General features: G+C 37.9%; 23 protein-coding genes. 16 read left to right on the forward strand and 7 right to left on the reverse strand.

Translation table 11 applies throughout. The features are described from left to right. Nucleotides 1-27 precede the first annotated feature (27 nt). Complete coding sequence (locus tag MJX77_RS11745; protein ID WP_252059135.1) at nucleotides 28-1,179, reverse strand: alpha/beta fold hydrolase; 1,152 nt, start codon at nucleotides 1,177-1,179, stop codon at nucleotides 28-30. 359 nt (nucleotides 1,180-1,538) lie between these two features. Here MJX77_RS11745 and gltS point away from each other — a divergent pair, with 359 nt between their 5' ends. Then, nucleotides 1,539-2,774 (forward strand): sodium/glutamate symporter, encoded by a 1,236-nt coding sequence (gltS, locus tag MJX77_RS11750; protein WP_192835444.1) that lies wholly within the window; start codon nucleotides 1,539-1,541, stop codon nucleotides 2,772-2,774. A gap of 77 nt (nucleotides 2,775-2,851) precedes the next feature. On the opposite strand, the gene MJX77_RS11755 is transcribed toward gltS, so the two are convergent. Next, entirely contained in the window at nucleotides 2,852-3,751 is a 900-nt protein-coding gene (locus MJX77_RS11755; protein WP_252059136.1) for a LysR substrate-binding domain-containing protein, read from the reverse strand. 157 nt (nucleotides 3,752-3,908) lie between these two features. Between MJX77_RS11755 and MJX77_RS11760 the strand changes: the two genes are divergently transcribed. The 4 genes from MJX77_RS11760 (at nucleotide 3,909) to MJX77_RS11775 (ending at nucleotide 8,196) form a co-directional block, all read left to right on the forward strand. Then, nucleotides 3,909-4,919: an aldo/keto reductase gene (locus tag MJX77_RS11760; protein WP_252059137.1), complete on the forward strand. Its 1,011-nt coding sequence runs from the start codon at nucleotides 3,909-3,911 to the stop codon at nucleotides 4,917-4,919. Nucleotides 4,920-4,959: 40 nt separating this feature from the next. Further along, nucleotides 4,960-5,754, forward strand: coding sequence for an SDR family NAD(P)-dependent oxidoreductase (locus MJX77_RS11765; protein WP_252059139.1), 795 nt, complete (start codon nucleotides 4,960-4,962; stop codon nucleotides 5,752-5,754). A 45-nt stretch (nucleotides 5,755-5,799) separates the two neighbouring features. Next, entirely contained in the window at nucleotides 5,800-6,210 is a 411-nt protein-coding gene (locus MJX77_RS11770) for an SRPBCC family protein (RefSeq protein WP_252059140.1), read from the forward strand. 159 nt (nucleotides 6,211-6,369) lie between these two features. Further along, entirely contained in the window at nucleotides 6,370-8,196 is a 1,827-nt protein-coding gene (locus MJX77_RS11775; protein WP_252059141.1) for a monovalent cation:proton antiporter-2 (CPA2) family protein, read from the forward strand. 86 nt (nucleotides 8,197-8,282) lie between these two features. Here MJX77_RS11775 and MJX77_RS11780 read toward each other — a convergent pair whose 3' ends face one another. The 3 genes from MJX77_RS11780 to MJX77_RS11790 form a co-directional block, all read right to left on the reverse strand. Continuing rightward, nucleotides 8,283-9,116 carry an SDR family NAD(P)-dependent oxidoreductase gene (locus tag MJX77_RS11780; protein ID WP_252059142.1) on the reverse strand — a complete coding sequence of 278 codons (834 nt, stop codon included), beginning with the start codon at nucleotides 9,114-9,116 and terminating at the stop codon, nucleotides 8,283-8,285. A 50-nt stretch (nucleotides 9,117-9,166) separates the two neighbouring features. After that, entirely contained in the window at nucleotides 9,167-9,544 is a 378-nt protein-coding gene (locus MJX77_RS11785) for a DoxX-like family protein (RefSeq protein WP_252059143.1), read from the reverse strand. 208 nt (nucleotides 9,545-9,752) lie between these two features. Beyond that, nucleotides 9,753-10,391, reverse strand: a complete 639-nt coding sequence (locus MJX77_RS11790; protein ID WP_252059144.1) for a TetR/AcrR family transcriptional regulator — start codon at nucleotides 10,389-10,391, stop codon at nucleotides 9,753-9,755. Between the two features lie 587 nt (nucleotides 10,392-10,978). On the opposite strand from MJX77_RS11790, the gene MJX77_RS11795 reads away from it, so the two are divergent. The 7 genes from MJX77_RS11795 (at nucleotide 10,979) to MJX77_RS11825 (ending at nucleotide 18,240) form a co-directional block, all read left to right on the forward strand. Continuing rightward, entirely contained in the window at nucleotides 10,979-11,515 is a 537-nt protein-coding gene (locus tag MJX77_RS11795; RefSeq protein WP_252059145.1) for a Csu type fimbrial protein, read from the forward strand. A 72-nt stretch (nucleotides 11,516-11,587) separates the two neighbouring features. After that, entirely contained in the window at nucleotides 11,588-12,136 is a 549-nt protein-coding gene (locus MJX77_RS11800) for a spore coat protein U domain-containing protein (RefSeq protein ID WP_252059146.1), read from the forward strand. Nucleotides 12,137-12,140: 4 nt separating this feature from the next. After that, a complete protein-coding gene (locus tag MJX77_RS11805; RefSeq protein ID WP_252059148.1) occupies nucleotides 12,141-12,659 on the forward strand; it encodes a Csu type fimbrial protein in 519 nt (172 codons plus the stop codon). Next, nucleotides 12,653-13,486 (forward strand): fimbrial biogenesis chaperone, encoded by an 834-nt coding sequence (locus MJX77_RS11810; protein ID WP_252059150.1) that lies wholly within the window; start codon nucleotides 12,653-12,655, stop codon nucleotides 13,484-13,486. Before MJX77_RS11805 ends, MJX77_RS11810 begins: the two co-directional genes overlap by 7 nt. After that, entirely contained in the window at nucleotides 13,483-15,984 is a 2,502-nt protein-coding gene (locus MJX77_RS11815) for a fimbria/pilus outer membrane usher protein (protein ID WP_252059151.1), read from the forward strand. The genes MJX77_RS11810 and MJX77_RS11815 overlap by 4 nt, the downstream gene beginning before the upstream one ends. Continuing rightward, the gene (locus tag MJX77_RS11820; protein ID WP_252059152.1) at nucleotides 15,981-17,000 is read left to right on the forward strand and encodes a Csu type fimbrial protein; all 1,020 of its coding nucleotides are present in this window, start codon (nucleotides 15,981-15,983) and stop codon (nucleotides 16,998-17,000) included. Before MJX77_RS11815 ends, MJX77_RS11820 begins: the two co-directional genes overlap by 4 nt. 685 nt (nucleotides 17,001-17,685) lie before the next feature. Next, a complete protein-coding gene (locus MJX77_RS11825; RefSeq protein ID WP_252059153.1) occupies nucleotides 17,686-18,240 on the forward strand; it encodes a TetR/AcrR family transcriptional regulator in 555 nt (184 codons plus the stop codon). Between the two features lie 91 nt (nucleotides 18,241-18,331). Here MJX77_RS11825 and MJX77_RS11830 read toward each other — a convergent pair whose 3' ends face one another. Beyond that, entirely contained in the window at nucleotides 18,332-19,930 is a 1,599-nt protein-coding gene (locus MJX77_RS11830) for a bifunctional aspartate transaminase/aspartate 4-decarboxylase (RefSeq protein ID WP_013197283.1), read from the reverse strand. A gap of 56 nt (nucleotides 19,931-19,986) precedes the next feature. Then, complete coding sequence (gene aspT, locus MJX77_RS11835; protein WP_250375402.1) at nucleotides 19,987-21,672, reverse strand: aspartate-alanine antiporter; 1,686 nt, start codon at nucleotides 21,670-21,672, stop codon at nucleotides 19,987-19,989. A gap of 1,063 nt (nucleotides 21,673-22,735) precedes the next feature. Here aspT and MJX77_RS11840 point away from each other — a divergent pair. From MJX77_RS11840 to MJX77_RS11855, 4 genes are read left to right on the forward strand one after another with little or no spacing between them, the layout of a single operon-like run. Further along, nucleotides 22,736-23,344, forward strand: coding sequence for a paraquat-inducible protein A (locus tag MJX77_RS11840; RefSeq protein WP_252059154.1), 609 nt, complete (start codon nucleotides 22,736-22,738; stop codon nucleotides 23,342-23,344). Next, a complete protein-coding gene (locus tag MJX77_RS11845) occupies nucleotides 23,341-24,150 on the forward strand; it encodes a paraquat-inducible protein A (protein ID WP_252059155.1) in 810 nt (269 codons plus the stop codon). Before MJX77_RS11840 ends, MJX77_RS11845 begins: the two co-directional genes overlap by 4 nt. 7 nt (nucleotides 24,151-24,157) lie before the next feature. Then, nucleotides 24,158-25,825 carry a PqiB family protein gene (locus tag MJX77_RS11850; RefSeq protein WP_252059157.1) on the forward strand — a complete coding sequence of 556 codons (1,668 nt, stop codon included), beginning with the start codon at nucleotides 24,158-24,160 and terminating at the stop codon, nucleotides 25,823-25,825. Continuing rightward, nucleotides 25,815-26,522 (forward strand): PqiC family protein, encoded by a 708-nt coding sequence (locus MJX77_RS11855; RefSeq protein WP_252061330.1) that lies wholly within the window; start codon nucleotides 25,815-25,817, stop codon nucleotides 26,520-26,522. Before MJX77_RS11850 ends, MJX77_RS11855 begins: the two co-directional genes overlap by 11 nt. The last annotated feature ends 1 nt before the right edge of the window (nucleotide 26,523 follow it).

Raw genomic sequence — 26,523 nt, forward strand, 5'->3', positions numbered from 1 at the left:
ACACTGGTTTGATGATGTGCGAGTGAGCTAATCTGAACGCGTAGCTAACCAATGACTCATTTCTGGCCAAACCGCAGTAGGGGCTTGGCTTCCAGAGACGACACCCATATGACCACCTGGAACGACTTTAAAGGTTTTGTCTTGGCTGCTAATCAAAGTCATAAGTGGCTTAACAGCATCAGCAGTCACAATAATGTCTGTGCTGCCGCCGACTGCGAGTACTGAACATTGAATATCTTTTAGATAGGCTGTGAGTTCGCCGAATTTAATTACGCCATTGGATAGTTCATTATCAATCCAGAAACGGAGGATAATGTCACGCATAACACCGCCCGGATAGGCGAGCATATTATCGATGAATGAACTTGAGGTTGCATGGTCGACAATAAACTCTCGGTTATCAAGATTCTTAAAAAGTTCCCAATACGTTTTCAAATTTCCAATCGGGTCTGTTAATTTAAAACCTAGCGTGTTTTGCCAGCCATGAATATGAAATGCCTTACTTGGTACGTGGTGGCGAATACGAAATGGCGTATGTTTACGAACCCATTCGGCAGGTTTAGTCAGACTGCCATAAAGTTTCCCCATATAACCCGCTTTATGGGTATCGATAGGGGAAGCGAGAATAATTAGATTCTTAATATCTTTATCTTTAAATAATGCGGCATAGCAGAGTGAAAGTGCACCACCTAAGCTCCACCCATGTAAAGAAAGCTGTTGCTGACCACTGTGCATGCGGACCTGCTTTAGCATTTGAGGCATAAAGACTTTAATGTAAGTGCCGAAATTGTATTTTGCTTGGTGACGGGTTGGCACACCCCAGTCAATTAAATAGACATCAAACCCTTGTGCCAAAAAGAAGCGTATAAAACTGCGAGTAGGAAACAAATCATAAATGAGCATGTTCACAGCTAATGGCGGAACAATCACTAAAGGAACACGGTGTTTAGGTGTAGAGATATCGGCTTCGTTTCTATAATGGCGTAAGCTAATAATTTCATGCTTATAGATCACGTCAAAAGGTGTTTTTCCTGACAAGGCAATTTCAGGACCTCTAAAAAATAGATCCGATGCATTGATCAACATGTGAGGTATTTTTTGACCAGCACGTGTCTGAAGAGATTTTTTAATAGACTGTAGCTGTGGAACGTTCTGACGAATTTTAAGCAATAAACTCATTGAATATAAAACCTATAAAGATGTTGCCCAGAGCAATAAGGAGCTGGTCTTTTCAGGGATATTAAAGGGAATGAGTTCTAAGTTCCGTGACCCAAAAGACAGTATTTTCTGTTTAAGGTGTCAAGGAATAATTATTTTTAATTAAAAATAATTTGAAATAAATATTTGAAATTAATAATGAAATAAATTTATTTAAAATTTTTGTATAAAACCTTTAAAAATTTAAGCTTTTTTTAAGAATAGTAAAAATCTATTGGTAGGGTAGTTTTGTAAAGTTTATTTGTGTTTTTTTTACATATGAAAAAATAAAATATAATTATTTTACAATCCTTTAGGAATGTAATTAGAAAGTAGTTTATATGGAATTTGTTTTTAATGGTTTTTATACGCTAATTTCGGCGGTCATTGTTTTATTGTTGGGCCGCTTTCTTGTTAATCGAATTGATTTTTTAAAACGCTACAATATTCCCGAACCTGTAGCAGGTGGTTTGGTGGCCGCGGTCATTTCTCTACTTGTCCATACACTATGGGGATATAGCATTGTTTTTAGTAGCGAATTGCAAACCAGCTTTATGCTCGTATTCTTTGCTTCTATTGGTTTAAGTGCCAATTTTATGAAGCTTAAAGAAGGCGGTATGGCTTTGGTTATCTTCTTGGTCTGTGTGGCGTCGTTCATCGTTGTGCAAAATGCGGTCGGCATGAGTCTTGCAACTTTGCTTGGCCTTGACCCATTAATTGGTTTAATTGCTGGTTCAATTACCTTAACAGGTGGTCATGGTACCGCCGGGGCTTGGGGGGAAATTTTAGAAACTCAGCATGGTATTCAGGGTGCTCTAGCTTTAGGAATGGCGAGTGCGACTTTTGGATTGATTATTGGTGGTGTAATTGGTGGCCCATTAGCGAAATTGCTTATCAATCGTTACAACCTCGCACAACCGAAAACCAATGCTGAAATACAACAGCGTGATGGTCATGTTGAACACAATTCGGATGACCTCGCGCCGTTTGAAAACCCGCATCAAGTTCGTTTAATTACAGCCGACAATGCAATTACTACACTAGGTATGTTTGCAGCATGTTTGGCGTTTGCAGAGTTTATGACTGGCTTTAGTAAGGGAACTTGGTTTGAGTTACCAACCTTCGTTTGGGCGCTCGGTGGTGGTGTAATCTTAAGAAATATTTTAGAAAGCGTGTTGAAAATTGATATTTTCGACCGTGCGATTGATGTATTTGGTAATGCATCTTTGTCGCTTTATTTAGCGATGGCACTGCTTTCATTGAAGCTTTGGCAACTGGCAGATTTGGCTGGTCCACTTGTGGTAATTTTAGGTGCTCAAACCATTACGATGGCGTTATATGCGGCATTTGTGACGTTCCGTGTAATGGGCAAAAACTATGATGCAGCAGTGTTGTCAGCAGGGCATTGTGGTTTTGGTATGGGAGCAACACCAACAGCAGTAGCAAATATGCAAGCGATTACCAACATGTATGGTCCATCGCATAAGGCATTTTTAATTGTTCCGCTTTGTGGTGCATTCTTTGTCGATTTAATTAATGCCACGGTTATTCAGCTCATGTTGAAATTTGTTGTTTAATTAAAAAAAGCCCGTAAGGGCTTTTTTTATGGGCGGGAGTATCAAAAGATAATAGATTTAATATTTAATGATTTCAGTTATTTAACAATAAATTCTTCCGTCAACATTTGTCTAAAATGTACCACCAACGGACGTAAATTCGCTTTATGCCAAACTGCCCAAAGTTGAGTGTTGTACGACATCCACGGGAGTTCACGAAGTACCACACCATCTGGAACATGATGTCGCAAACTATGTTGAATTAAAGTGAGGCCTAAACCTGCTGCAACCAATCCTAAAGCAGTTAAAGGTGCCCCAGCTTCAAGTTTAATGTCTGGGGTAAAGCCTGCTTTGGCACAAGCGCTAATAAAGTCATCACGTGAATGGACATCTTCTTCATGAATAACAGAAATCCATTCAACACCTTCAAGATCACTTGCTTCAAGCTCTGCTTTACTCACTAACGGATGCTGTTCGGGTAAAGCAAGCAACATGCGATCATCTAAAACTTGGGTATAGCATAAATCTACATCAAGTTGGTCCGGTGGGTAATTAACCATCGCAATATCCAAACTACGTTGCTTTAATCCCTCAAACTGAGTTGAGCTGGTTTGATTATAGAGTGCAATATGTATATCAGGTCGAGAATTACGTAATGATTTCAAGGTATTTGACAGCACACCGGCATACATCGCATTTTCAATATAGCCAATGCATAAGCCTCCATCTTCACCACAACCTAAACGTCGCCCCAAGGATTCCAAGCGCTTGGCATGTGCTAATAACGCACGAGCTTCATCCAAGAAAATCTGTCCATCGGAAGTTAAACGAATACGCTGCTGATTTCGTTCAAATAGCATAAGACCAAGCTTTTCTTCTAACTGAGAAATCTGACGGCTTAGTGGGGATTGGGAGATGTACAAGCGCTCAGCAGCACGGCCAACGTGTTCTTCTTCGGCTACCACCACGAAATATTTCAATTGGCGTAAATCAATCATATAAGACCTTAAGGGACTCAAGTTAGCTAAATTATGTCCTATCATGTCATAAGTGATCAAGTTATATTTTCCTCATCGCAAAGGCAGCCCGAAAAACTGCCACCGTTATTCGCTTAAGAACATAGTTCGAGAGCATAAATAAATTGAGGAAAATATCATGGCAATTAAGAACTTACTTCCAGGAAAAATCGGTTTTGGTGGTGCTCCACTGGGTAACATGTTCCGTAATATTCCTGATGAAGAAGCTCAAGCAACAGTTCATGCAGCTTGGGACTTAGGAGTACGTTATTTCGACACAGCACCGCTTTATGGTTCAGGTCTTTCTGAAATTCGTATGGGTGAAGCGCTATCTCAATACTCACGTGATGACTATGTGCTCAGCACTAAAGTAGGTCGCATCATGTTGGATGAGGAAGAAGATGCAGCCTCACGTGATTTGGGCGAAAAAGGTGGTCTATTTGAATATGGCCTGAAAAATAAAATCCTGAATGATTATTCAGCAGATGCAACTTACCGTTCAATCGAAGACAGCTTAAAACGCTTAAAAACAGACCGTATTGATATTGTCTGGATTCACGATATCGCTCAAGACTTTTATGGTGATAGCTGGTTAGAACAGTTCAATATTGCCCGAACTGGTGCTTTTCGTGCTTTAACTAAGTTACGTGAAGAAGGTGTCATTAAAGCATGGGGCTTGGGTGTAAACCGTGTTGAACCATGTGAATTAACTTTAGATTTAAGCGAAGCTCAACCGGATGCATTCTTGTTAGCTGGCCGTTATAGCTTGCTTGACCATGACCGTGCTTTACAACGTTTGATGCCAGAAGCATTCCATCAAAATGTAGACATTGTTGTGGGTGGTCCGTATAGCTCGGGTGTTTTGGTTGGTGGTGATCACTTTGAATATCAAAAAGCTTCACCAGCAATTTTAGATAAAGTTGCGAAAATCAATCAAATTGCTCAACGATTTGGTGTTGATGTGAAAGCTGCTGCACTCCAGTTCTCTTTGGCAAACCCAGCGGTTGCTGCGGTAATTCCTGGTTCAAGTAAACCTGGTCGAATGGCAGAAGATTTAGCTGCGCTAGATGCGGTAATTCCAGCCGAGTTCTGGGAAGAGATGCGTCGCCAAGGTCTTGTATCTGAATTTGCACCTTTACCAATCCGTTAATTTTTAAGGAGGGCGGTAGCCCTCCACAGCGAGTTTTATCATGAAATTAGATCTTCAAAATAAGGTCGCCGTCGTAAGTGGTTCAACTTCGGGGATCGGTTTAGGTATTGCTAAAGGTTTAGCATCTGCGGGTGCTACGGTTGTGGTTGTAGGCCGTAAACAAGTTGGTGTTGATGAAGCAATTGCACATATTCGTCAAAGTGTTCCAGAAGCAAGTTTACGAGGTGTTGAAGCAGATTTGACCACTGAACAAGGTGCAGCAGCTTTATTTGCAGCTGAACCGAAGGCAGATATTTTGGTTAATAATCTTGGCATTTTTAATGACGAAGATTTCTTTACTGTCCCTGACGATGAGTGGATGCGTTTTTACCAAGTTAACGTGTTATCTGGTGTGCGTTTGGCTCGACATTATGCACCATCGATGGTTGAGCAAGGCTGGGGCAGAATCATCTTTATTTCTTCTGAGTCTGGTGTAGCCATTCCGGGTGACATGATTAATTACGGCGTGACCAAAAGTGCCAACCTCGCTGTATCTCATGGCTTAGCTAAACGTTTGGCGGGTACCGGCGTGACTGTAAATGCGGTTTTACCTGGCCCAACTTTTACCGATGGTCTAGAAAATATGCTTGCCGATGCAGCAGCAGAAGCAGGGCGTAGTACACGTGATCAGGCTGACGAATTTGTCAAAGTGTCACGTCCAAGTTCAATTATTCAACGTGCAGCAGAAGTGGACGAAGTCGCCAATATGGTTGTTTATATTGCTTCACCACTTTCATCTGCAACTTCAGGTGCCGCATTACGTGTTGATGGCGGTGTTGTCGATACACTCATTTAATTTATTCATTACTGAACTAATTTACTCAATATTCGGAGAAAACTCATGGCTAATGCAATCGCAACTTTAGAAATTCCAGCTTCACCTGATCAAGTATGGCAGTTAATTGGTGGCTTTAATAATTTACCTAAATGGCTACCCTTTATCGTAAAAAGCGAGTGGGAAGAAAATGGCATGATACGCAATCTTATTGCAGCTGATGGCGGTAATATTATTGAGCGTTTAGAGAATTTTAACTATAAAGAAAGAACTTATAGTTATTCAATCCTTAAGGGGCCAGCACCTGTAGAAAATTACTTCGCTACTATTACAGTTAAAGAAACAGATAAACCGAATGTGTCTATTGTTGAGTGGAAAGGTAGTTTTTCCCCTGTCAATGTTACCGAAGCTGAGGTTGTAGAGTTATATACAGGTATTTACACAGATGGTTTAAATGACTTAAAAAATTATTTCTAAGCCTGTTTGAAGCTGGGTCCAGAGAGTTAGTACTGTCTGGACCCTATTTTTAATGATTTAACTCATTTTATTTTTAGGATACTTATTTTCAAAACTAATAATCGCCCTTAAACCTAGTTTCACATAGAATAAATTGCAGATAAATAAAATGAGAAATGTATGAGCTCAGAAGCACATTCAATTAGTTTGGTTGCCCCCGTAGTTTTATTGGCAGCGGCTGTGATTGCAGTCCCTATTTTTAAACGTATTGGTTTAGGTTCAGTATTAGGTTATTTAATTGCGGGTCTGATTATTGGCCCATTCGGGTTTGCCTTTTTTCAAGATTCCACCGCAATTTTGCATATTGCCGAGTTGGGAATCGTGATGTACCTATTTGTGATTGGTTTGGAAATGCAACCATCGCATTTATGGAGTCTTAGACGCGAAATTTTTGGCCTTGGTACGCTACAAATCATCATTTGTGCATTAGCTTTGACTGGCGTTGGGCTGTTATTTGGGTTTACGTGGCAAGTGGCTTTTATTGGTGCAGCAGGGTTTGTATTAACCTCGACGGCTATTGTGATGCAGTTGTTGGGTGATCGTGGTGATTTAACTCAACCTCGTGGGCAAAAAATTGTAGCCATCTTACTTTTTGAAGATTTATTAATTGTGCCTTTGCTGGCTATTGTCGCTTTTATGGCACCAAATCATGTTGTGGAAAGCACAGCGGTACGTCTAGAAAGCATAGGAATTGGTTTACTCGCAATTGCAGGTCTGATTGCGGCAGGGTATTGGCTACTTAACCCATTATTTAGGCTTTTGGCTGCCGCTAAAGCGCGAGAAGTCATGACTGCTGCGGCTTTACTAGTTGTGTTGGGCGCAGCGTTACTCATGCAAGTCAGTGGTTTGACCATGGCAATGGGTGCTTTCTTAGCGGGTGTGCTTTTATCTGAATCGACCTTTAGACATCAAATTGAAGCTGATATTGAACCATTCCGAGGAATATTACTGGGACTGTTTTTCCTGGGTGTGGGCATGTCACTGGATTTATCAGTTGTCGCTCAGAATTGGCAACTGATTGTGAGTGGGGTAATTGCCCTGATGCTTGCCAAAGCGCTCATGATTTATATAGTCGCCCGAGTAACGAAAAGCTCTCATACTGAAGCATTGGATCGCGCTTTACTCATGGCGCAAGGGGGCGAGTTTGCCTTTGTACTTTTCTCGGCTGCGCTTAGTGCACAAGTCATTGATAGTACAGTTAAATCTAACTTAACCGCGATTGTGGTACTTTCAATGGTGTTGACCCCAATTGTTGGTATTATTTTCAAACGTTTTACTCAAGCAAAAACGAAGGTTTCACTAGAAAACATCGATATTGCCGACGGGCTAAGTGGTAGCGTTTTAATGATCGGTTTTGGGCGCTTTGGACAGGTCACCAGTCAATTATTATTAGCAAGAGGTGTCGATGTCACCATTATTGATAATAATACCGACATGATTCGAAACGCCGAAAAATTTGGTTTTAAAATTTATTATGGCGATGGCTGCCGCCTAGATATTCTACATGCTTCTGGTGCTGCAACAGCACAAGCGATTGTGGTGTGTGTGGACAGCAAGGAAACGACCAATCGAATTGTAGAACTTGTAACTCACGAATTTCCTTTGGCAAAACTATTAGTCCGTTCATATGACCGTGAGCATTCACTGCATTTAGTCAAACAAAAAGTAGACTTTATGATTCGTGAAACATTTGAATCTGCAATTAAGTTTGGCGGTGTTATTTTACAAGAGCTTGGCGTAGATGAAGACGAAGTAGAAAGAATTACCGAGGAAATTCGAGATCTGGATAATGAGCGTTTTGAAACTGAAATCGCAGCAGATGATGTAAATGCGGGTGTAGGCATGCAATATACACATACGCATCCACGACCAACAGCACCATTGATTCGACCAAAACGGGAAGGGCGGATTTTAAATAAAGAAGATAGCTCAGATAGCGATTCTTGATGAGTATAAAGTTCAGTAGAAGCCTTTTTAGAAGAACTTCTGCTGAACAATTTTATGATGAAAAGAGCTTCAAGTGCTAAGCTCGACTATAAGTGCTCTAATGCTGTGCCTTTAACTGGGTTTCTGCGCCAGTAATAAGGTTGCAAAAATCTAAGAAAAAGCTTCCAAGGTGTAATCCACGCGATGCGTCGGTTGGCTTTTTTGTTTTGCATAATTTGCTTTGCTAAATAGGCACAAACCACTTCTGGTGAATCAATCACAAAGAAAAATAAGCGCTTCATTTTTTTCCAGTTTTGTATGTTGCCATTGGTCCAAGACGAAACTAATAAATCGGTTGCCACCATGCCTGGGCTTAGCGTGCCAGTTAAAATTGCTGTCGATTTGGTCTCTTTATAGAGTGCTTTACTAAAGTAACTGACTGCTCGTTTGGTGGTTGCATAGGGAGTCATGCCAGCACTCCATTCGCCGTTGCTTCCCCAACCTTCCATGTTAAAGATTTGACCATAACCTTGTTTGAGCATGCTTTTTAAAGCGACTTGCGAACCTAGCATCGTGCCTAAAATATTGGTTGAAACAGCTGCGTTTAATTCATCAGGTTGAAGGTCAATAAAGTCTTTGGTTGGGTGGCAGCTTCCTGCGTTGTTCACCCAGACATTTACATGCCCAAACCGCTCAATTGCACTATTCCATAGGGTTTGTACGTCGGAAATTTGAGTCACATCGCAGCATAGGCCCATAAATTTTTCTTTATTGAAATGAGTGTCTAAGTGGGTGAGGGCATGATTTAAGTGCTCAGCGTTACGTCCAGCAATTACAACTGAACATTCCAGCTTTAAAAAAGCTTCGGCGAGTGCTAAGCCAATACCCTTTGTACTTCCTGTAATAACCACACAGTAAACTTCACTTTTAGGTAGACTCATTGAACGCTCTATATAAAATCTTTAAAAATAGTTAAATGAATGGCTGTAAGTTAATTTTGCTCATTTAATAAGATGAGATAGACAATAGATAAACTTATCATTGAAAGATTCATTACGATAGGGTTATAGGGCAAGATCAGGGTAGATGGTATTAAGAAACCAATTAAAAGAAGTAAGCCAAGCAAACCCCAAATGCTTAAATAGTGAATATATTTATGTGCAGTAAATAGAAAACATAAACCAAAAATCATTTCGGCAATACCACTTGCATGGCCTGCAAGTTTTGCATGTTCAAGTGATAGCCCTATCCATTGCCACACAAAAATTTCATCAGAATTCAGAAATAGAAATTTGGGAACGAGGCCTTGATAGATCCATAAAAAGGCCAGCACAAGGTTTATAAATTTGAAAATATTAATATTTTTCATGGAAGTACTTTAGGAGTTTAAAATTTTCTTTAAATTAGGTTTGGCCTATTATCTTTAGGTTCATTTATTTCTTCAAGAGATATTGCTGAAGTCTATTTTGCATTTGGATATGTGCTTCTCAATTCGTTTAATTTGAAAGCAATCTTCTGATCCGCTAATACAAAAAAAATTTAGAACATAGGAGGAGTTTACTCCTATGTTTTGTAACCTATGGTTCGCTTACTAATTTTGATATGTTCTTTAAAAGAATATTTTTTATAAACTCTTTATGGGATTCATTTTTATTATTGTTAGAGTATTGAACTAAATACCCATTTAATTGAGTAATTATAATAATGGCTCTTTCTTTGTATTCTTCTGATGATATTTCATTATGTATTGGTAAAATTATTTTATACATAAGATCGAAGTTATAGTTTTGTATGATTTTTAGTGCTTCATGTACATAAGGTAAATGATCTGGAATAGAAAAAAATTCTTTAAAAGTTTTTGTAACTTTCGGCTTTTCTATCTCATGAAATATATTGGTAATAATATTCATGAATCGATTAAGTGGAATCTCAGTAAGATTTATGTTTATTAAATACTCAATCCGATTTTTGTAGTCGCTAATTAGCTTATTTAATAGAGCTTGTAATAAAATATCCTTATTTTTAAAGTAGTGCTGTAGTGTGCTTAATGTTATGTTGGCTTGGCTTGCGACTCCTCTCATACTTAGCCCAGAATAACCTTTACTAAGAAAAATTATTTCAGCATTATTTAAGATTTCCTTTATTCTCACGTGCCCTTTAATGGTGGTAAAAGACTTTTTTTTCTCTATTTTATCAAAAATATCAATTTTGATCATCGTCCAACCTTTAATTGAAATTAAAAAATAAGGCGGCATTTTAAACTATGAATTAATAAAAATATAAATAAAATCTTAACAATTTATTAATGTGATTTTAGGTCATTTGACCTATAAACTTAATTATAGGTCATAGTATAGAAATTTATTTTTAAAATAGGTCATGCGACTTATTTAACCATATTTTGGTGATGAATTAATAGGTCAGAATACCTATTTTTTTATTATAAATCTGTCTAATTTTTCTGCTTATTTAATTTGCTGTATTTTAAAGATAAATCTGTTTTTTTTGGGGTGTATTTTTATTTTTTGAAATGAAGAAATATGGTGATTTAAAAAGAAGATTAGATGTTTTAGTCGATTTCATTATTATTTTTTAATCTAAATTTTGAATAAGAAAGATTGTTCTTTTGTAATATACGTATACAAGTTAAATGAATTTTACTAAATTGTGAAAAGAATCACACAATGGTAAATAATTGATTTGTTTTAGTAATAAAATAAATTTTATATATTTTATTTATTGATCTGATTCTTTTTTGTTCTACAAGTTCAAGCATTATATTATTTATATGTAGGTTATGTATATGAAAAAAATTCAGAAATCACTTCTTGCTGCATTAATGGTTGCTGGTTATGCGGTAAATACTCAAGCAGCTGTTACAGGACAAGTTGATGTTAAGTTGAATGTTTCAACAGGTTGTACAGTAGGTGGGAGTACAGTTGACGGAAATATGAACAAGTTTGGTACTTTAGACTTCGGTAAAACTTCTGGTACTTGGAACAACGTTTTGACAGCAGAAGTTGCTTCAGCGGCTGGTGGCGGTGATATTACAGTGACTTGTGATGGTACTGATCCTGTTGATTTTACAGTCGCAATTGATGGTGGTGAACGTACAGACCGTAGTTTAAAAAATACTGCATCTGCTGATTTAGTTGCCTATAACGTTTACCGTGATGCAGCACGTACAAACCTTTACGCTATTAATCAACCTCAACAGTTTAGTGCTGTAGGTGGAGAAGCTACAGCTGTACCAGTTTTCGGTGCAATTGCTCCAAATACAGGTACAGCCAAAACACAAGGTGATTATACCGATACTCTATTAGTGACAGTAAATTTCTAAATTAAAAAGAAATGATTAATTGAGTAGCAGGTTTACTCGTTATTGAGTAAGCCTGTTTTTAAAGGAGGGGGGATGGTTATTAATCGTTTTTTTGCATTTATATCTTTCAGTTTTTTTATTTGTTCAGTTAATGCTGGTGAAATTGAAGCAAAACTATCTACACAAATTGAATTATTACCTTCTTGTTCTATAAGTGATCAGATTGTAGAGGGGAATACTGCAAACTTAAATTTTGGTAGTGTTGATTTTGGTGAGGTAACTTCTGCTTTTAGTGGCATATTAGATGCAAGCTTAATTAATAATGGAAATTCAGGTTTTCAAATTCAATGTTCTGGCATTTCTACAGTGAAAATTATTTTTGGTGCAGGAAATAATGACAATAATGTTCCATCATCATTTTCACAGAACTATTATCATGCATTAACTAATGGTACAGATTTTGTGGCCTATAATTTATTGTATGGATTAAATAAGCAAGTTATTAAAGCAAATGATACTTTTGTTCTTGATGATATGAGTGTTAAAAAAAATATAGATATTTTTGGGCAAGCTATAAATGATGGTAGTCATATTTCCAAAGGGGAATATAAAGATATAGTGCCAATTACTATTGAGTTTTAAGAATATGAAATATTATTGGTTAACTGGATTTATTTTAGTTTTTTATAGTCAACTTCAATATGCAGCAAGTCCAGAAACTTCATCTAGTTTTAAAGTTCAGGCAACAATTGAAAATGGTTGCTCAATTGATAATGTGGAACAGAAAATAGATTTTGGTCAACATTCAAATTTGTCTAAAGATAAGATTGTTGCAAGTATTATTAATGCAGCTTCTACTTGGAGTATTCGCTGTACTGAAGATTTACCTATTAGTATTTCATTAGATGGTGGTGAAAATCTAGAAAATAATAGTAGACGTATGAAAAATAGTTCATCTTCTGATTATGTTGATTATAAGTTATATAACTCTAGTAGTTTAACTACTGAATATGTAGCCGGTAATAAATTCTCGTTACCTGTTACAACAGCAACTAACAATCTGGCAAATTTTGAGATATATGGTGTGGTTGATTTAGAAAATAATAATGAATCCCGATCAGCCGGAATTTATAAAGATACTGTTTCAATAATGATTACGTGGTGATTTGTATGAAAAATTCAGCATTTATTAAAAATGGCCTTTTAAAATCTTTTTTATTTGCAAGTACATTATCACTTGTTACGCCAGTCATGGCTCAAGCAACTTTTTTAATTTGGCCAATTTATCCCAAAATTGAAGCAAATGAAAAAGCGACTGCGGTCTGGCTCCAAAATACTGGAAAGTCAGATGCTATGGTTCAGATTCGTGTTTTTAAATGGAATCAAGATGGCTTAAAGGATAACTATGGTGAGCAATTAGAAATTATACCAAGTCCACCTGTGGCAAAAATAAAAGCAGGTGAGAAGCACATGTTGCGTCTAACCAAAAGTGCTAATTTGCCAGATGGTAAAGAGCAATCATATCGTTTGATTGTTGATGAATTACCTATTCGTCTCTCTGATGGAAATGAGCAAGATGCATCTAAAGTAAATTTTCAAATGCGCTATTCAATTCCATTATTTGCCTATGGGAAAGGCCTTGGTAGTGGTTTGACTGAAGAAAGTCAAAAAATTAATGCAAAAAATGCCTTAGCAAAACCAGTTTTACAGTGGTCGGTTCATAATGGCGAAAACGGTCAATCAGAATTATATCTTAAAAATAGTGGTCAGAAATTTGCTCGACTTTCGGCGGTTAAAACGTCAAAGACTGCAAATAACATTGCTTTAGGTAAGGCAGCTTTTGGCTATGTTTTATCAAATAGCACTGTAAAATTTGCAATTGATAAGTCGACTGCTAATGAATTATTAAAAAGTTCTACTTTATATGGTGTTGATAGCTCAGGTGTAAAACAAGAGTTAATTGAAATCGCAAAAATGGAGGATCCATCATGATCCTTCAGCATAATACCTTGTGCAAAAGTATTTTGTTGGTTTTATTGGCTGGTGGTTGTTTAAGTGTTCCCAAGATAGTGTTTGCTGAAGATTTACCACCACCACCAAAGAACATAAATGATATTAACCAATTGTTTAAATTGTATTTAGACTTGGTTGTGAATAAATACGCTATTCAGCAAGTGGTCCCAGTCATTGTTAAGAATGACGAATATTTTATACAAAAAAAGAAGTTGGTTGATGAGCTGGAAATTAGTATTCCAGAAGAAATGCTGTCTTCAAGTAGTGAAACAGTATTAACAGATAAAGATATTTTAACTTTAGGGTTTAGTGGAGACGCAGCGGACTGGATTTCTTTAGATCGTTTGAAAGATGTGAGTTATGAATATAATTCATCAAATCAATATTTTCAGTTAAACATTCCACCCGCTTGGATGCCAACACAAATATTGGGTAAAGACTCATGGTATAAACCAGAAACAGCCCAGTCAGGAATTGGCTTGCTGAATAACTATGACTTTTATACATATAGACCCTCTCAAGGTGGGTCAACGAGTAGTTTGTTTACTGAGCAACGTTTTTTTTCTCCATTAGGTGTGATTAAGAACTCTGGTGTCTATGTAAAGAATCAATTTAAAAATGAAGAGGGCATAGAGTCATTTAATAACGACGGTTATCGACGTTATGACACATCTTGGCAATTTGATAGCCAAAAGAGCGCAACATCGTTCTTATTTGGCGACATTATTACCGGTAACAAAACGACTTGGGGCAGTTCTGTTAGATTGGGCGGATTTCAGGTTCAACGAAACTACTCAACTCGCCCCGATTTAATTACCTATCCATTGCCTCAATTTATAGGCCAAGCCGCCTTGCCGAGCACTGTAGATTTAATTATTAATGGGCAGAAGGCAAGTTCAACAGATGTACAATCTGGTCCATTTATTTTAAACAATGTTCCCTTTATTAACGGTAAGGGCGAAGCAGTTGTGGTTACAACTGATGCAGTAGGACGTCAAGTGACTACAGCTGTGCCATTTTATATTTCTAATACGTTGTTAAAACCTGGCTTATTTGACTATTCATTGTCTTTAGGAAACATTCGTGAAGATTATGGTCTTAAGAATTTTTCTTATGGGAAGTTTGCAAGTGCTGCCGATGCCCGTTATGGGGTAAATGATTGGTTTACAGTAGAGGGGCGGACGGAGCTTTCATCGGACTTACAATTATTGGGTGCAGGGTCTGTTTTAAAGCTAGCAAACTTAGGTGTATTAAGTGCTTCTTTTACGCAAAGTAGAGCCGATAAATCTATGGCTCAAGATCAAGTTAAAGATCTTGACGGAAAGCAATATACGATTGGCTATAGTTATAACCGTAATCGATTTGGTTTCAGTATTAATCATAATCATCGTGATGACGAATATACTGATCTTTCAAGAATGCAATATAGTAATTTAATTTCAGTAAATAGTAATAAAAGCCTAACGGCAAATACTTATTTTGCAACAAGAAACTCAGGTACATTTGGAGTCGGTTATATTAATACTGAAGCAAATGACTTTAAAAATGAATTATTAAATTTGTCATGGGCACCGATTTTACCTACCTATATGAGCGGCGTGACTGTTTCATTAAGTGCAAACCGAGATTTTGTTGAGAATGAATGGAGTGCTGCATTTCAGCTTTCTGTACCTTTATTCCATCGTAAGTCTAGCGTAAACACAGGCTATTCATTTAATGATCATGGCGATTATGGTTATATTAACTTTAATCACTCTGTACCATCCGAAGGTGGTTTTGGAGTCGATTTAACTCGACGCTTTAATGAAAATAGTGAAGATTTAAATCAGGCGCGAGTAAATTACCGAAATAATTATATTAATACTGATTTCGGATTATCTGGAAATCATGATTATAACTATTGGTTTGGTTTATCTGGCTCTTTGGTATATATGTCAGGGGATCTGTTCGCATCGAATCGTTTAGGTGAGTCTTTTGCGTTAGTTGATACCAACAAAGTAGCAGATGTTTTAGTCAAATATGAAAACAGTTTAATTGGTCGTAGTAATAAAAAGGGCCATATTTTTGTGCCTTCAGTAACACCTTACTATTCGGGTAAATATAGTGTTGATCCGATTGATTTACCTTCGAACTTTACAATTACTCAAGTTGAACAACGTATTGCTGCTAAACGTGGTTCAGGCGTTGTTATTAAGTTCCCAGTTCAAGAATCAATTGCTGCAAATGTTTATCTCACTCAAGAAAATGGCAAACCAATCTCTGTAGGTTCTGTGGTTCATAGAGATGACCAAGAATCTTCTTATGTGGGAATGGATGGCATTGTTTATCTAGAGAATTTAAAAGCCAATAACACCATTACCGTTCAGCATTCAGATCAGTCAATCTGCAAAGCAGACTTCACTGTTGATGTAGAGCAGGCGAAACAACAAATTGTGGTAGTTAAACCTGTTATTTGCCATGAGGTATCTTTACCATGAAAATTAAAGTCAAAAAATTAATTAGTCATTTATTTATATTTTCTGGATTAATGGCAGCCGGAAATTTAGCACATGCTTCGTGTAGTGTAAGTGCTTCAGGTACATCATCAATTTCGGTTCCTTCAATTTATTTGATGGAAAATGGTGAAAATTCTTCGCAATTTAATTCAGGTTTGTCATGTACTGGCTTTAGTTTAGCTTTAGCAAACATGACTTACCTAAAATATCGCGTAGATCAAATGCCAAATACATTCACTAATGCTCAAACTGGAGAACAACTGAATGCCATTATTTTAGACAGCGGTAATTCAGTCATTAGTCTAGGTCAAGAAAAAGATATGAGTAGTTTTACACTGGTTAACCTCTTTAGTGGACCAGATGGAAATTTACCTTTTTATATACGGTTACCAGCTGGACAAAGTGTATCGCCAGGTGTGTATCGAGCTGATACTTCTTTAAAAGTAAAATGGTTTTATTCTGTACCAGCAATTGCTGTTGCTGGAATTGGACTTTTCTTTGAAAGCCCTGGATTTTCACGGGGAATATTAGGTCTTGGTTTTAATTGGGGAAGTGGCGTAGATTCACTAGGTTCATTATCTGTGACGGTTCTCCCAGACTGCCGAATTTTAACTCAAGATGTTAACTTTGGTACGGCTGCGTTTGCATCGAAGCTTGAACCTGTACAGTCTTCTATGGGAATTCGATGTTCTTTAAAGACCCCATATTACGTCAGTCTAAATAATGGTTTATCTCCACAAAATGGTGATCAACGGGCGATGAAGTCTCAATCGGGTAATGTATTTTTAAAATATGATATTTTTAAAAACTCATCTAATGATCGGTGGGGAAGTGGTAGTGAACGTTGGTCGAGTTTAAATGCGACTATTAATCCGGGTGTGCATGATGCGGTCACGCAGCAGAACTATGTTTTTACTACCAAAATTACTGATGAAAATGCAGACACTACCCCAGCGGGAGTTTATCAAGACACCGTAACGGTACAAGTTGAATTTTGATTCATTGGTTGTTTAGCGAAAGATTAAAAACTCGGTAGCGGGTTTTTAATCTTTTAATATTTAGCGGAACTAGCATTAAGCTCACATACTCTTTAGTTTAAATATCTAATTAAATGAAAAACAATAATTATTTAACCATTTTCTATTCAACCCTACATTGACACTCTAAACCCCGCCGATTATCCTTTGCCTGCTGGCCTACATTGCCAGCCGGCTTTGACAGGCTGTTTTTCATCTAGGGCACCAAGAAAGTAATTTTTTGGTGACGAACTTGTTCGTCCTCCCTTCGTAGCGGTAGGACGGAGGTGGGACGCCTTGTGCGTGCCGGTTCCTAGATGACTGGTCTGTCAACCCACCTTCGTTCTGCCACCATAATTATTTGACAGTAATTCGGTAGAGCTTCTATTTCATCTAGGAGTCCGCCATGCGTACTATTTCTTCTTATTTTTTGGCCTTTGCCAAGCTTTCTCTATCCATACCGCTCAACTGGTCTTTAAAACGGTTTAAATATTTGTAGATTAAACTGTACTTCGTTACGACTAAAACTCATAGCAACAATAAAGTCTGAGATACGCTAGGGCATGGTTTTATGCTGCCTTGGCATGCCTGTTTTCTCGCCTAATATTTTGGTGAAGGTATTTCTATCTCATTTACTTACAACAAAAAAATATTTTAAGCGGTACATATGAAAAATTTAGAGGCTTCATCTAGAGCGACGCGAGCGCTTCACATAGCAGCAGATTTATTTAAACAATATGGCTTCAACAAGGTCGGGGTGGACCGAATCATGATTGAGACCAAAATTCCCAAAGCCACTTTTTATAACTACTTTCATTCAAAAGAAAGACTGATTGAAATGTGTCTGGTCCTTCAAAAAGACCAGTTAAAAGAAAAAGTGAGAGCAGTGTGTGAATCTTGCCAATATCCAGATTTGTCTCTTAAGCTTAGACAAATCTATCTTTTACATGCTGACTTAAAAAGTGCTTATTATTTGTTGTTTAAAGCGATTTTTGAAATTGAAAAGCTTTATCCCAATGCTTATCAAAGTGCGGTGAGATATAGACAATGGCTTAAAAATGAAATTTTCAGCCTGCTCATGGAAAATAAGAAAACAGCTTCGTATGAGGAGTCTGATATTTTTGTATTTATGATTGATGGCGCAATTCTTGGGCGTTTAAGTTCAAATAAGAATGAAGAGCCTGATAAGTTGCTAGATTATTTTTTAAAGATAACTTCTTAAGTTGAACTTATTAATTTGAAAAAGCTGAAAATAGAGAATTTGTGTTAGAAAGGAAAAGTGAGGCTGTTAGAGCCTCACTTTATATAGGTACTTATTTTCCTTTTTTGGTTTTTAAATATTCTGCATAAGCTTCATCCGCAAAGCGTCTTAGAGAATCACCAATAGCTGCATATTGGTATTCATTCAAGTTAGCTAAAGATGCACGAGCAGAAGGATGCTGCACACCGAAGCCAGAACCCGGTAATAAAACCACACCTGTTTCATCAGCTACTCTAAATAAAAGTTCTGTCGGATTTTTATTTTTCATGACCCAGTCGGCAAACTCATCTCCATAAAGAGTACGTGAGGTGTTTTCAAGGTTAACCAAGGTGTAGTAGTCAACAGCATTTGGATCTGTTGGAACCTCGACACCAAGTTGTCGGTAAAGTGCCGCATCGCGTTCACGCACAACAGACTTAACCGCTTTTTTGTAACTCTGACGTGAGTCCATTAAATTAAACAAGGCAAATAAAACCATTTGAACTTGCTGTGGTGTAGATAGGCCCGCAGTGTGGTTTAAAGCAACATTACGGCTGTCTGCAACTAAACGGTCAATAAACTTAATGCTTGCAGGGTCGGTGGTTAAAGATGAGTAGCGTTCTTCAAGCTCTTTCTTCTCTTTTTTTGATAAGTTCGCAATTTGTTTATCAAGCACATTGTTATTTGAAAGTGCAATGACACCAAGTCGCCAACCCGTTGCACCGAAGTATTTAGAGAATGAGTAAACCAGAATTGTATTGTCAGGACAGATTGCAAATAGCGATTTGAAGTTATCTGCAAAAGTACCGTATACATCATCGGTCAAAATAATTAGATCAGGGCGTTTTTTTACGATATCTGCCAAAATCGCAAGTCCTTCATCACTCATTTTTACAGATGGGGGATTACTTGGGTTCACCAAAAAGAATGCTTTAATAGACGGATCTTCTAACTTTCTAAGCTCCGATTCTGGATATTGCCAACCGAGATTAGGGTCTGCCTCAATGAGTACCTCTTCAAGCTGATAGTCATTAAGTTTTGGAATCTCAAGATATGGCGTGAAAATTGGGCTACCAATAGCAATACGGTCGCCATTTTTAATAATTTTATTTTCTTTTAATGAGTTAAAAATGTATGCCATCGCGGCTGTTCCGCCTTCAACAGCGAACAAATCTAAGTCTCTTTTTTGCATGCCTTGTACGCCCATTTCTTTTAAGACGTACTCTTTAATAATCGTTTCACTGACTCTAAGCATTCGGTCCGGCACAGGGTAGTTACAACCTAAAATCCCTTCAACCATTTCAAGTAAAAAAAGATCTGGGTCGAGACCTAACTGGTCACGTACATAAGACACGGCTTTACCTAAAAAGACCACACCGGGTTTGTCGCGGTTTTCCAAAATGAAGTTATCAAAACGTGACTGAAGTCCAACAGGGCGCGGGAAACCACCTAGACCTTCTGGCATATATGAAAACGAGAACTCTGATTCGGTCGCTGAAAATAGACCCAGTTGGAAGAATGCGCGACGTGGGATAGTCGCAAGAAAGTTCGGATTACCACGCCCAGCATTTAACATCATTCGGTCAGTTCTGCTTTGAGCTAATTCTATTAAATTATCTTTTAGTTCAAATGGGCTGAGTTTTGCATATTTAGAATAATCGACTTTCCCCATGGGACGTCTCCTTAATTATAGTGAGATGAATAAAATTTCTAATTCAATGTATAAAGTTAGGCCAAGCCTACGATTAGTGGTCCGAGTAAGGTCAAGAACACATTTGCTAGGGCATAGGTAATTGCAAATGGAACGGTCGGAATTGAGTTTCCTGCTTTATCTAAGATGGCCCCAAATGCAGGGTTTGCACTGCGTGAACCCGATAGTGCACCTGCCATCACTGCAACGTTGTTATAACGCAGAACATAACGAGCAAAGAGCATGGAAAGTAGCAGCGGAACCAGTGTTACCACAACACCGATCATAAAGAGTGAAAGGCCACTTTCTTTAATGGTTTGAATGGCTTGCAAACCTGATTGTAAGCCGACGGCAGCAACGAATCCTGCCAGACCCAAATCTTTAAGAAGCTGCGAAGCTGCTAGAGGCATATTGCCATGCACCTGATTTCGACTTCGAATCCAACCAAACAGAAGACCTGATAGTAAAGCTCCACCACCTGCACCAAGAGTTAAGGGCACATCACCTAAACGAATCACAAATAGACCAATCACTAAACCGACCACAAGGCCAGCACCATGGAAAATCCAGTCCGTTTTTAAGCTTTCAGGTAGGGCTTTACCAGCTTCTTTCACTAAACGATCGAGGTCACTTTTCGTACCGTAGACGGTGACTACATCACCTTGGCGTAAAACAGTGTCGTCACTTAAAGGTTGTGGCTCATCGTTATGCTTAATCGCAAGTACATAAATACCGTGCTTTAAATACGCAGGCGTATTTGCCTTAATATCTCCTAAGGTGCGGTTGAGATATTTGGAATTTCTTAGGATGACATCGCTGGTATCCATAATCATTTCCATACCTTGCGATGACTGTAATTCGCTACCGATTTGCTCGGCAACTGAAACTACATTGGCACGACGACCAACCAGCAAGACGACATCATCAGTTTGTAAGGTCAGTTCGGGAGCAACATCAATAAATTGATCTTTACGTTTTAACCGTTCAATCGTAATACTCGGTTCTTTTGCTTCAATCTCCGCAATAGTGTGTCCATTGGCTTGCTTAACTTTATAAATACGGCCAACAATTTCCGGCATTGCCAGTTCTTGACCTGGGGCTAATTCGAAAGCCCCTTTGAGTCGTTCACTCTGAGCTTTTAATGCATCGTCGTGAATTTCTTTACCCATAAATTTAGGCAAGATATTCACACAGACAATAATCGCTCCCAATGATCCGAAAATGTAAGTTACGGCATAGCCAATCGCGACATTGGCTTGAAGCCTTTGAATTTCTGCGAGTGGGAGGTCGAGTCTAGAAATTGCATCTCCAGCAGTCCCAATAATGGCTGATTGAGTCATGCCGCCCGCAGCGAGACCCGCAGCCAAGCCTTTATCGAGGTGAAAAATTTTAGCCATGACTAAGACGGTGACTAAGCCACACACTGCCATAAATACCGCTAAAAGAATTTCTTTTATGGACTGTGGACCCAGTGATTTAAAAAACTGAGGGCCACTTTCAAAGCCTACCGCGTAAATGAAAAGGGCAAATAAAATTGCTTTAACGCCATTATCGACAGGTACGCCAATAAGACTTAAAACAACTGCGACAAGTAAGGAGCCTGCGACTCCGCCAAACTGAAATTTTCCAAACTGGAACTGTCCAATCCAGAAGCCGATTGCGAGTGATAAGAACAATAATATTTCGGGGCTGTGCTTTAAGACACTTTGTAACCATTCAATCATTTTGATCTCACTTTTATTATTAGATCTATCTTTAATATATGAAATTATTTATTTTTCCTTTTTTAAAATACAGTATGAAAATTGCTTAAGCAAACCTTCAAATCTGGTGACTTTCTTAAGTTTAATTGTAGAAATAATATATTTAAAATGCTTGTGATCCAGATATATCGGTAATTCTGAGTGATTAAATCAACTTTTGTTTTTAACTTGGAGTAAAATTTAATTACAATAATATAAAGAATGTTTCATAATGTAAAAGAGCATATATACTAATTTTTGATTTAATATTTTTATTAAAGTATTGATATTTATAATTAATTATTTTTTATTCTTATTGGGTATTTTAATTTATAAAAAATTAAAAAATAATCCACTTAAAATTAAATTTTTGTTAATTGTGTCGCATAATTTATTTTTTATATTTAAATTAATCTTCATAATAATATTTAAGTTTTTAAATCTGCTTATATTTGAGTTGAGTTTTATTGGTATCTAATCTTTATATTTGAATAAATTTATCATATTAAAAAGAGAAGTTTGATGTGGTTTTAAATTTGGAACCTAGTTTATTGATACTAACGTTTTTAATAAAAGAGCTACTCGTTTGCATGACCAAAGTGCCAATCTTCTGTGCTAATTTGCACAATCACAAACATGACATCCTGCTTAGGAATGCTAAATTTTTGCAGAAACTGTTCTGTCATATGCTGCGTTAAATCTGATTCTTGTTGCGCCGTTTAGGGGGCAAAAGTGATCTAGAGCAACATGAACTTTTCAATAGGGAAAGATGTTAAGCAATAGTTAGGGTTTACTCATTTGACGCTCAGCTACTTGGGGCAAAAAGTGTATTATCTGAGCTTAAGCTTATGACTTTATATAACTATTTTTATTTGATCACCGAATATGTACAGATTATTTAGCAGTTTCAACAATATATTGAACAGTACTTATGGTAATTTCCATTGTCTGATATAGCTTTTAGATTGATTTATATTTTAATTTATCTTAGTAATAAAAAGAGCTTTGTGTGACACAGTAAAACGATAAACCTTAGGGTATAACTATGAAGCTTAAAGAATTAGCAGGTTGTGAGGAGTGCGATACTGTCTATCGTAGAACCCCGCTTGCTTATGGAAAAAGAGCTTATTGCTTATGCTGCGGTGCTGAACTCTATCGGCACACCAAACCTTTTTCGACATTATTGGCTTTGATCTTAACGGCATTAATCGTATTTGTTATTGCCAATAGCTTTCCGATTGTAAAAATTGAATTACAGGGAAACACATCTGAAACCACCTTACTTGGGGCAGTTTGGGTGATGTTTCATTATGATCGGGCTTTTGTTGGTGTACTCATTTTAATCACTACCTTTGTTGTGCCGCTTTCCTATCTTCTCTTACTTTCTTATGTACTGGGCACAGTAAGCGTATTGAAGAAAAGACCTACATTTTTGGTGATGGCCTTACGTACACTTTTCTTTATGAGAGTGTGGGGAATGGTTGAGGTGTTCTTAATCGGAATTTTGGTCACGCTTGTGAAGTTAATGGGAATGGTCTTGGTAATTCCTGAGATTGCTTTATGGGCGTTTGCGATCTTAAGTGTATTGTTGGTCTATATTACTTCCATAAAGGTGAGTGATATATGGAATGAAATTGATAGGTCACTGCCATGAAAACGATAAAAAATGTGACCCAAACCCAAAGCTCGCAGCAAGGGTCAGTGCTTAAGCAATATCCAAGAGCCAAAGATCTTTCATTAATTGTGTGTCACTGCTGTGGTGTTGTAAATTCTGCTAAAAATGAAAAAAGACGACTCAACCAAAGTCCTCAAGTTTTACGTTGTATTCGATGTAATAGCGTGCTGCATTCACGTAAGCCAGCGAGTTTAAATCGAACTTTTGCCTTAGTAGTGGCTGCAACCATCCTCTATATTCCAGCCAATGTACTTCCCATGACGGTGACTGACTCACTTTTGGGAAGTCAGCAAGATACCATCATGAGTGGGGTCATTTACTTTTGGCAAAGCGGAGACTATCTGGTTTCAGTGGTTATTTTCATGGCCAGTATTTTTATTCCCATGTTGAAGCTACTGATTTTGTATTTTTTATTAGTGGCGGTATATCTTCAACAATCGGCAGGTTGGAAATTTTTACCCGAGCAATGCGTAAAATTATATCGAATTGTTGAGTTTATTGGCCGTTGGTCAATGATTGATGTATTTGTTGTGGCATTATTAACAGCACTCATTCAGATTCAATCGCTTGCTACCATTTTAGCGGGGCCGGGTTCGATTGCTTTTGGTGCAGTTGTGGTGTTAACCATGTTTGCATCGTTAAGTTTTGACCCACGTATTATTTGGGATAATTTCTACGTATCTCAAAATACAAATAAACCTTCTTCTTTTGCTTCAGAAAAACCAAAGATTATTCAGGCAGAACATCCGCCGTTGAATAATGATTCCATTAATCCCAGTCAATAAAAGAACAATGAGTATGTCTGAAAACGAAATAACCACTGGTAACTCAGATCATCGTGATCCGGATGTTGAACTGGATAACATGAATGATTTGCCAGAACCCCAAGAAAAGAAAAGTCGATGGAAGCCTCTTTTGATTTGGCTGATTCCATTAATTGCTCTTTTAATCGCGCTTTCATTGGCTATAAAGGCGTTGCTGTCTCATGGCCCTACCATTGATGTGTCTTTTCGCACAGCTGAAGGGTTGGTTGCTGGTAAAACAACAGTTCGCTATAAGCAGGTCGATATTGGTGTAGTACGGCAGATTGATCTTTCAGATGATCGTTCACACGTTATTGCCAGAATTGATTTACGTAAAGGCGCCAGTAACTTTGCAGCAAAAGATTCACGATTTTGGGTCGTGCGACCGCGTATTGGGACGAGTGGAGTTTCAGGAATAGACACCTTATTGTCAGGTTCATACATTGAAGTGGATGGCGGTAAATCAGAAGAGGATAAGTTCGAATTTACTGGATTAGAAGTACCACCAGTGATTTCTTCAGACGTTCCCGGAAAAGTATTTTTCTTAAATGCAGATGATTTGGGATCTTTAGATATAGGTTCTCCAATTTATTATCGTCGAATTAACGTAGGGCAAATTACAGCCTATAAATTATCTGATGATGGTAAATCTGTAGAGCTGCAAACTTTTATTCGTGCGCCGTATGACAAGTTTGTCACTACCGATGCACGTTTTTGGCAGGCGAGCGGGATCGATGTAACCTTAAATGCTTCAGGCTTTAATTTAGATACTCAATCTTTGGCAAGTATTGTCGCAGGTGGTATTGCATTTGGATTCCCTGAAAGTTCACATGCCACAATGGCAGCGAATCAGAGTCGCTTTAATCTCTGGGACTCAAAATCTGAAGCATTAAAAGAGCCTGACGGACAACCTCGTGGCGTGATTATGTATTTTGATCATTCATTGCGTGGGCTTTCTGTTGGTGCGCCAATTGATTTCATGGGTATTGAAATTGGTAATGTTAAATCGATTAATGCAGAGTTTTATGACCACTATAAACAGATTCGTATGCGTGTTGAGGCGGTTATCTATCCTTCACGTGTTGAAAATGGTCAAGCGCTTAATCCAAATAGTGAAATTTTCAAAGATTTTGTTGAACATGGCTGGCGTGCTCAAATGAGAACAGGCAATCTGCTCACGGGTCAAAATTACATTGCACTAGATAAGTTCCCTAAAGCGAAAGCAGCGACATTACAAATTTTGAGTGATAACCGTGTAGTAATTCCGACTACACCAACCGAGCTGAGTGGCTTACAAGCTCAAGTTTCTCAGATTGCTGACAAGTTAACGAAATTCCCATTAGTTGAGATTGGGCAAGATGTACGTAAAACGCTCAATAATATGAACACCGCCATTGCCTCTACTGACAAACTGATTAAACAGTTAGATGGAAAAGTTGCCCCTGGTTTACAAGCAACTCTAGACGATGTTCGTAAAACTGTAAGATCGTCCGAGTCTATTTTGTCGAGTGATGCACCGTTACAACAAGACGTACGTAAAGCATTGCAGCAAATGACACGTGCGGCAGCTTCACTACAGTTAATGGCAGATTATATTGAGCAACACCCTGAATCAATTATTCGTGGTAAGACACCAGAGGCCGATGATGAAAAATAAAAACACTCTATCTTTTCAATATCCTAAAGCAGCTAAATGGCTGCTTGGGAGCGGCCTGTTTTTAACGGCGGTTGCCATGACGGCATGTTCGAGTTCGCCAACGCCAAACTATTATACGATTTCCCCTAAAATCACTGCGGCCACCAAATCAACTGTGCAGGTAATTGAGGTGTTACCCGTCGGGATTCCAGACCGATTGGACCGTGCACCTTTGGTGCTCCAAGACAGTAGTGGTAAGTCTACAGTGTTAAATAATGAACGCTGGACATCGACCATGGGCACGCAATTACGCGATACCTTGTCGGCGGGTTTGCAGCAAAAATTAGGGGCAATTGATAGTTATAGCAGTGGGCTTGCTGGAAATAATCAGCCTTTATATCGAGTTTCTACAGACTTTTCTCATTTTGATATTGTAGATAAAAGCTATATTAATATTGCAGTGTCTTGGGTGGTGAAGCGTCAAATACCGCCTAGTCAATTAGAGTCAAACAATCCAAAAGTCATCACAAATGCAGGATCTCAGTTAAATTGTCGAATTGCTTTTCAGCAGCCGATTGATCAAAAAGCTAAAAAGATGGATGCGATTGTGAGTGCTTCAAGTGAGGCAATGACTCAAATTATTAATACTGTTTCTTCTTCAATTGTGGAGTTAGATTCAAACAAAAAATCGGTTATTAGCAATGGTGTTTGTTCGTAAA

The organism is Acinetobacter sp. AHP123, assembly GCF_023757925.1.
In the GTDB taxonomy this organism is placed as follows: Bacteria; Pseudomonadota; Gammaproteobacteria; order Pseudomonadales; family Moraxellaceae; genus Acinetobacter; species Acinetobacter oleivorans.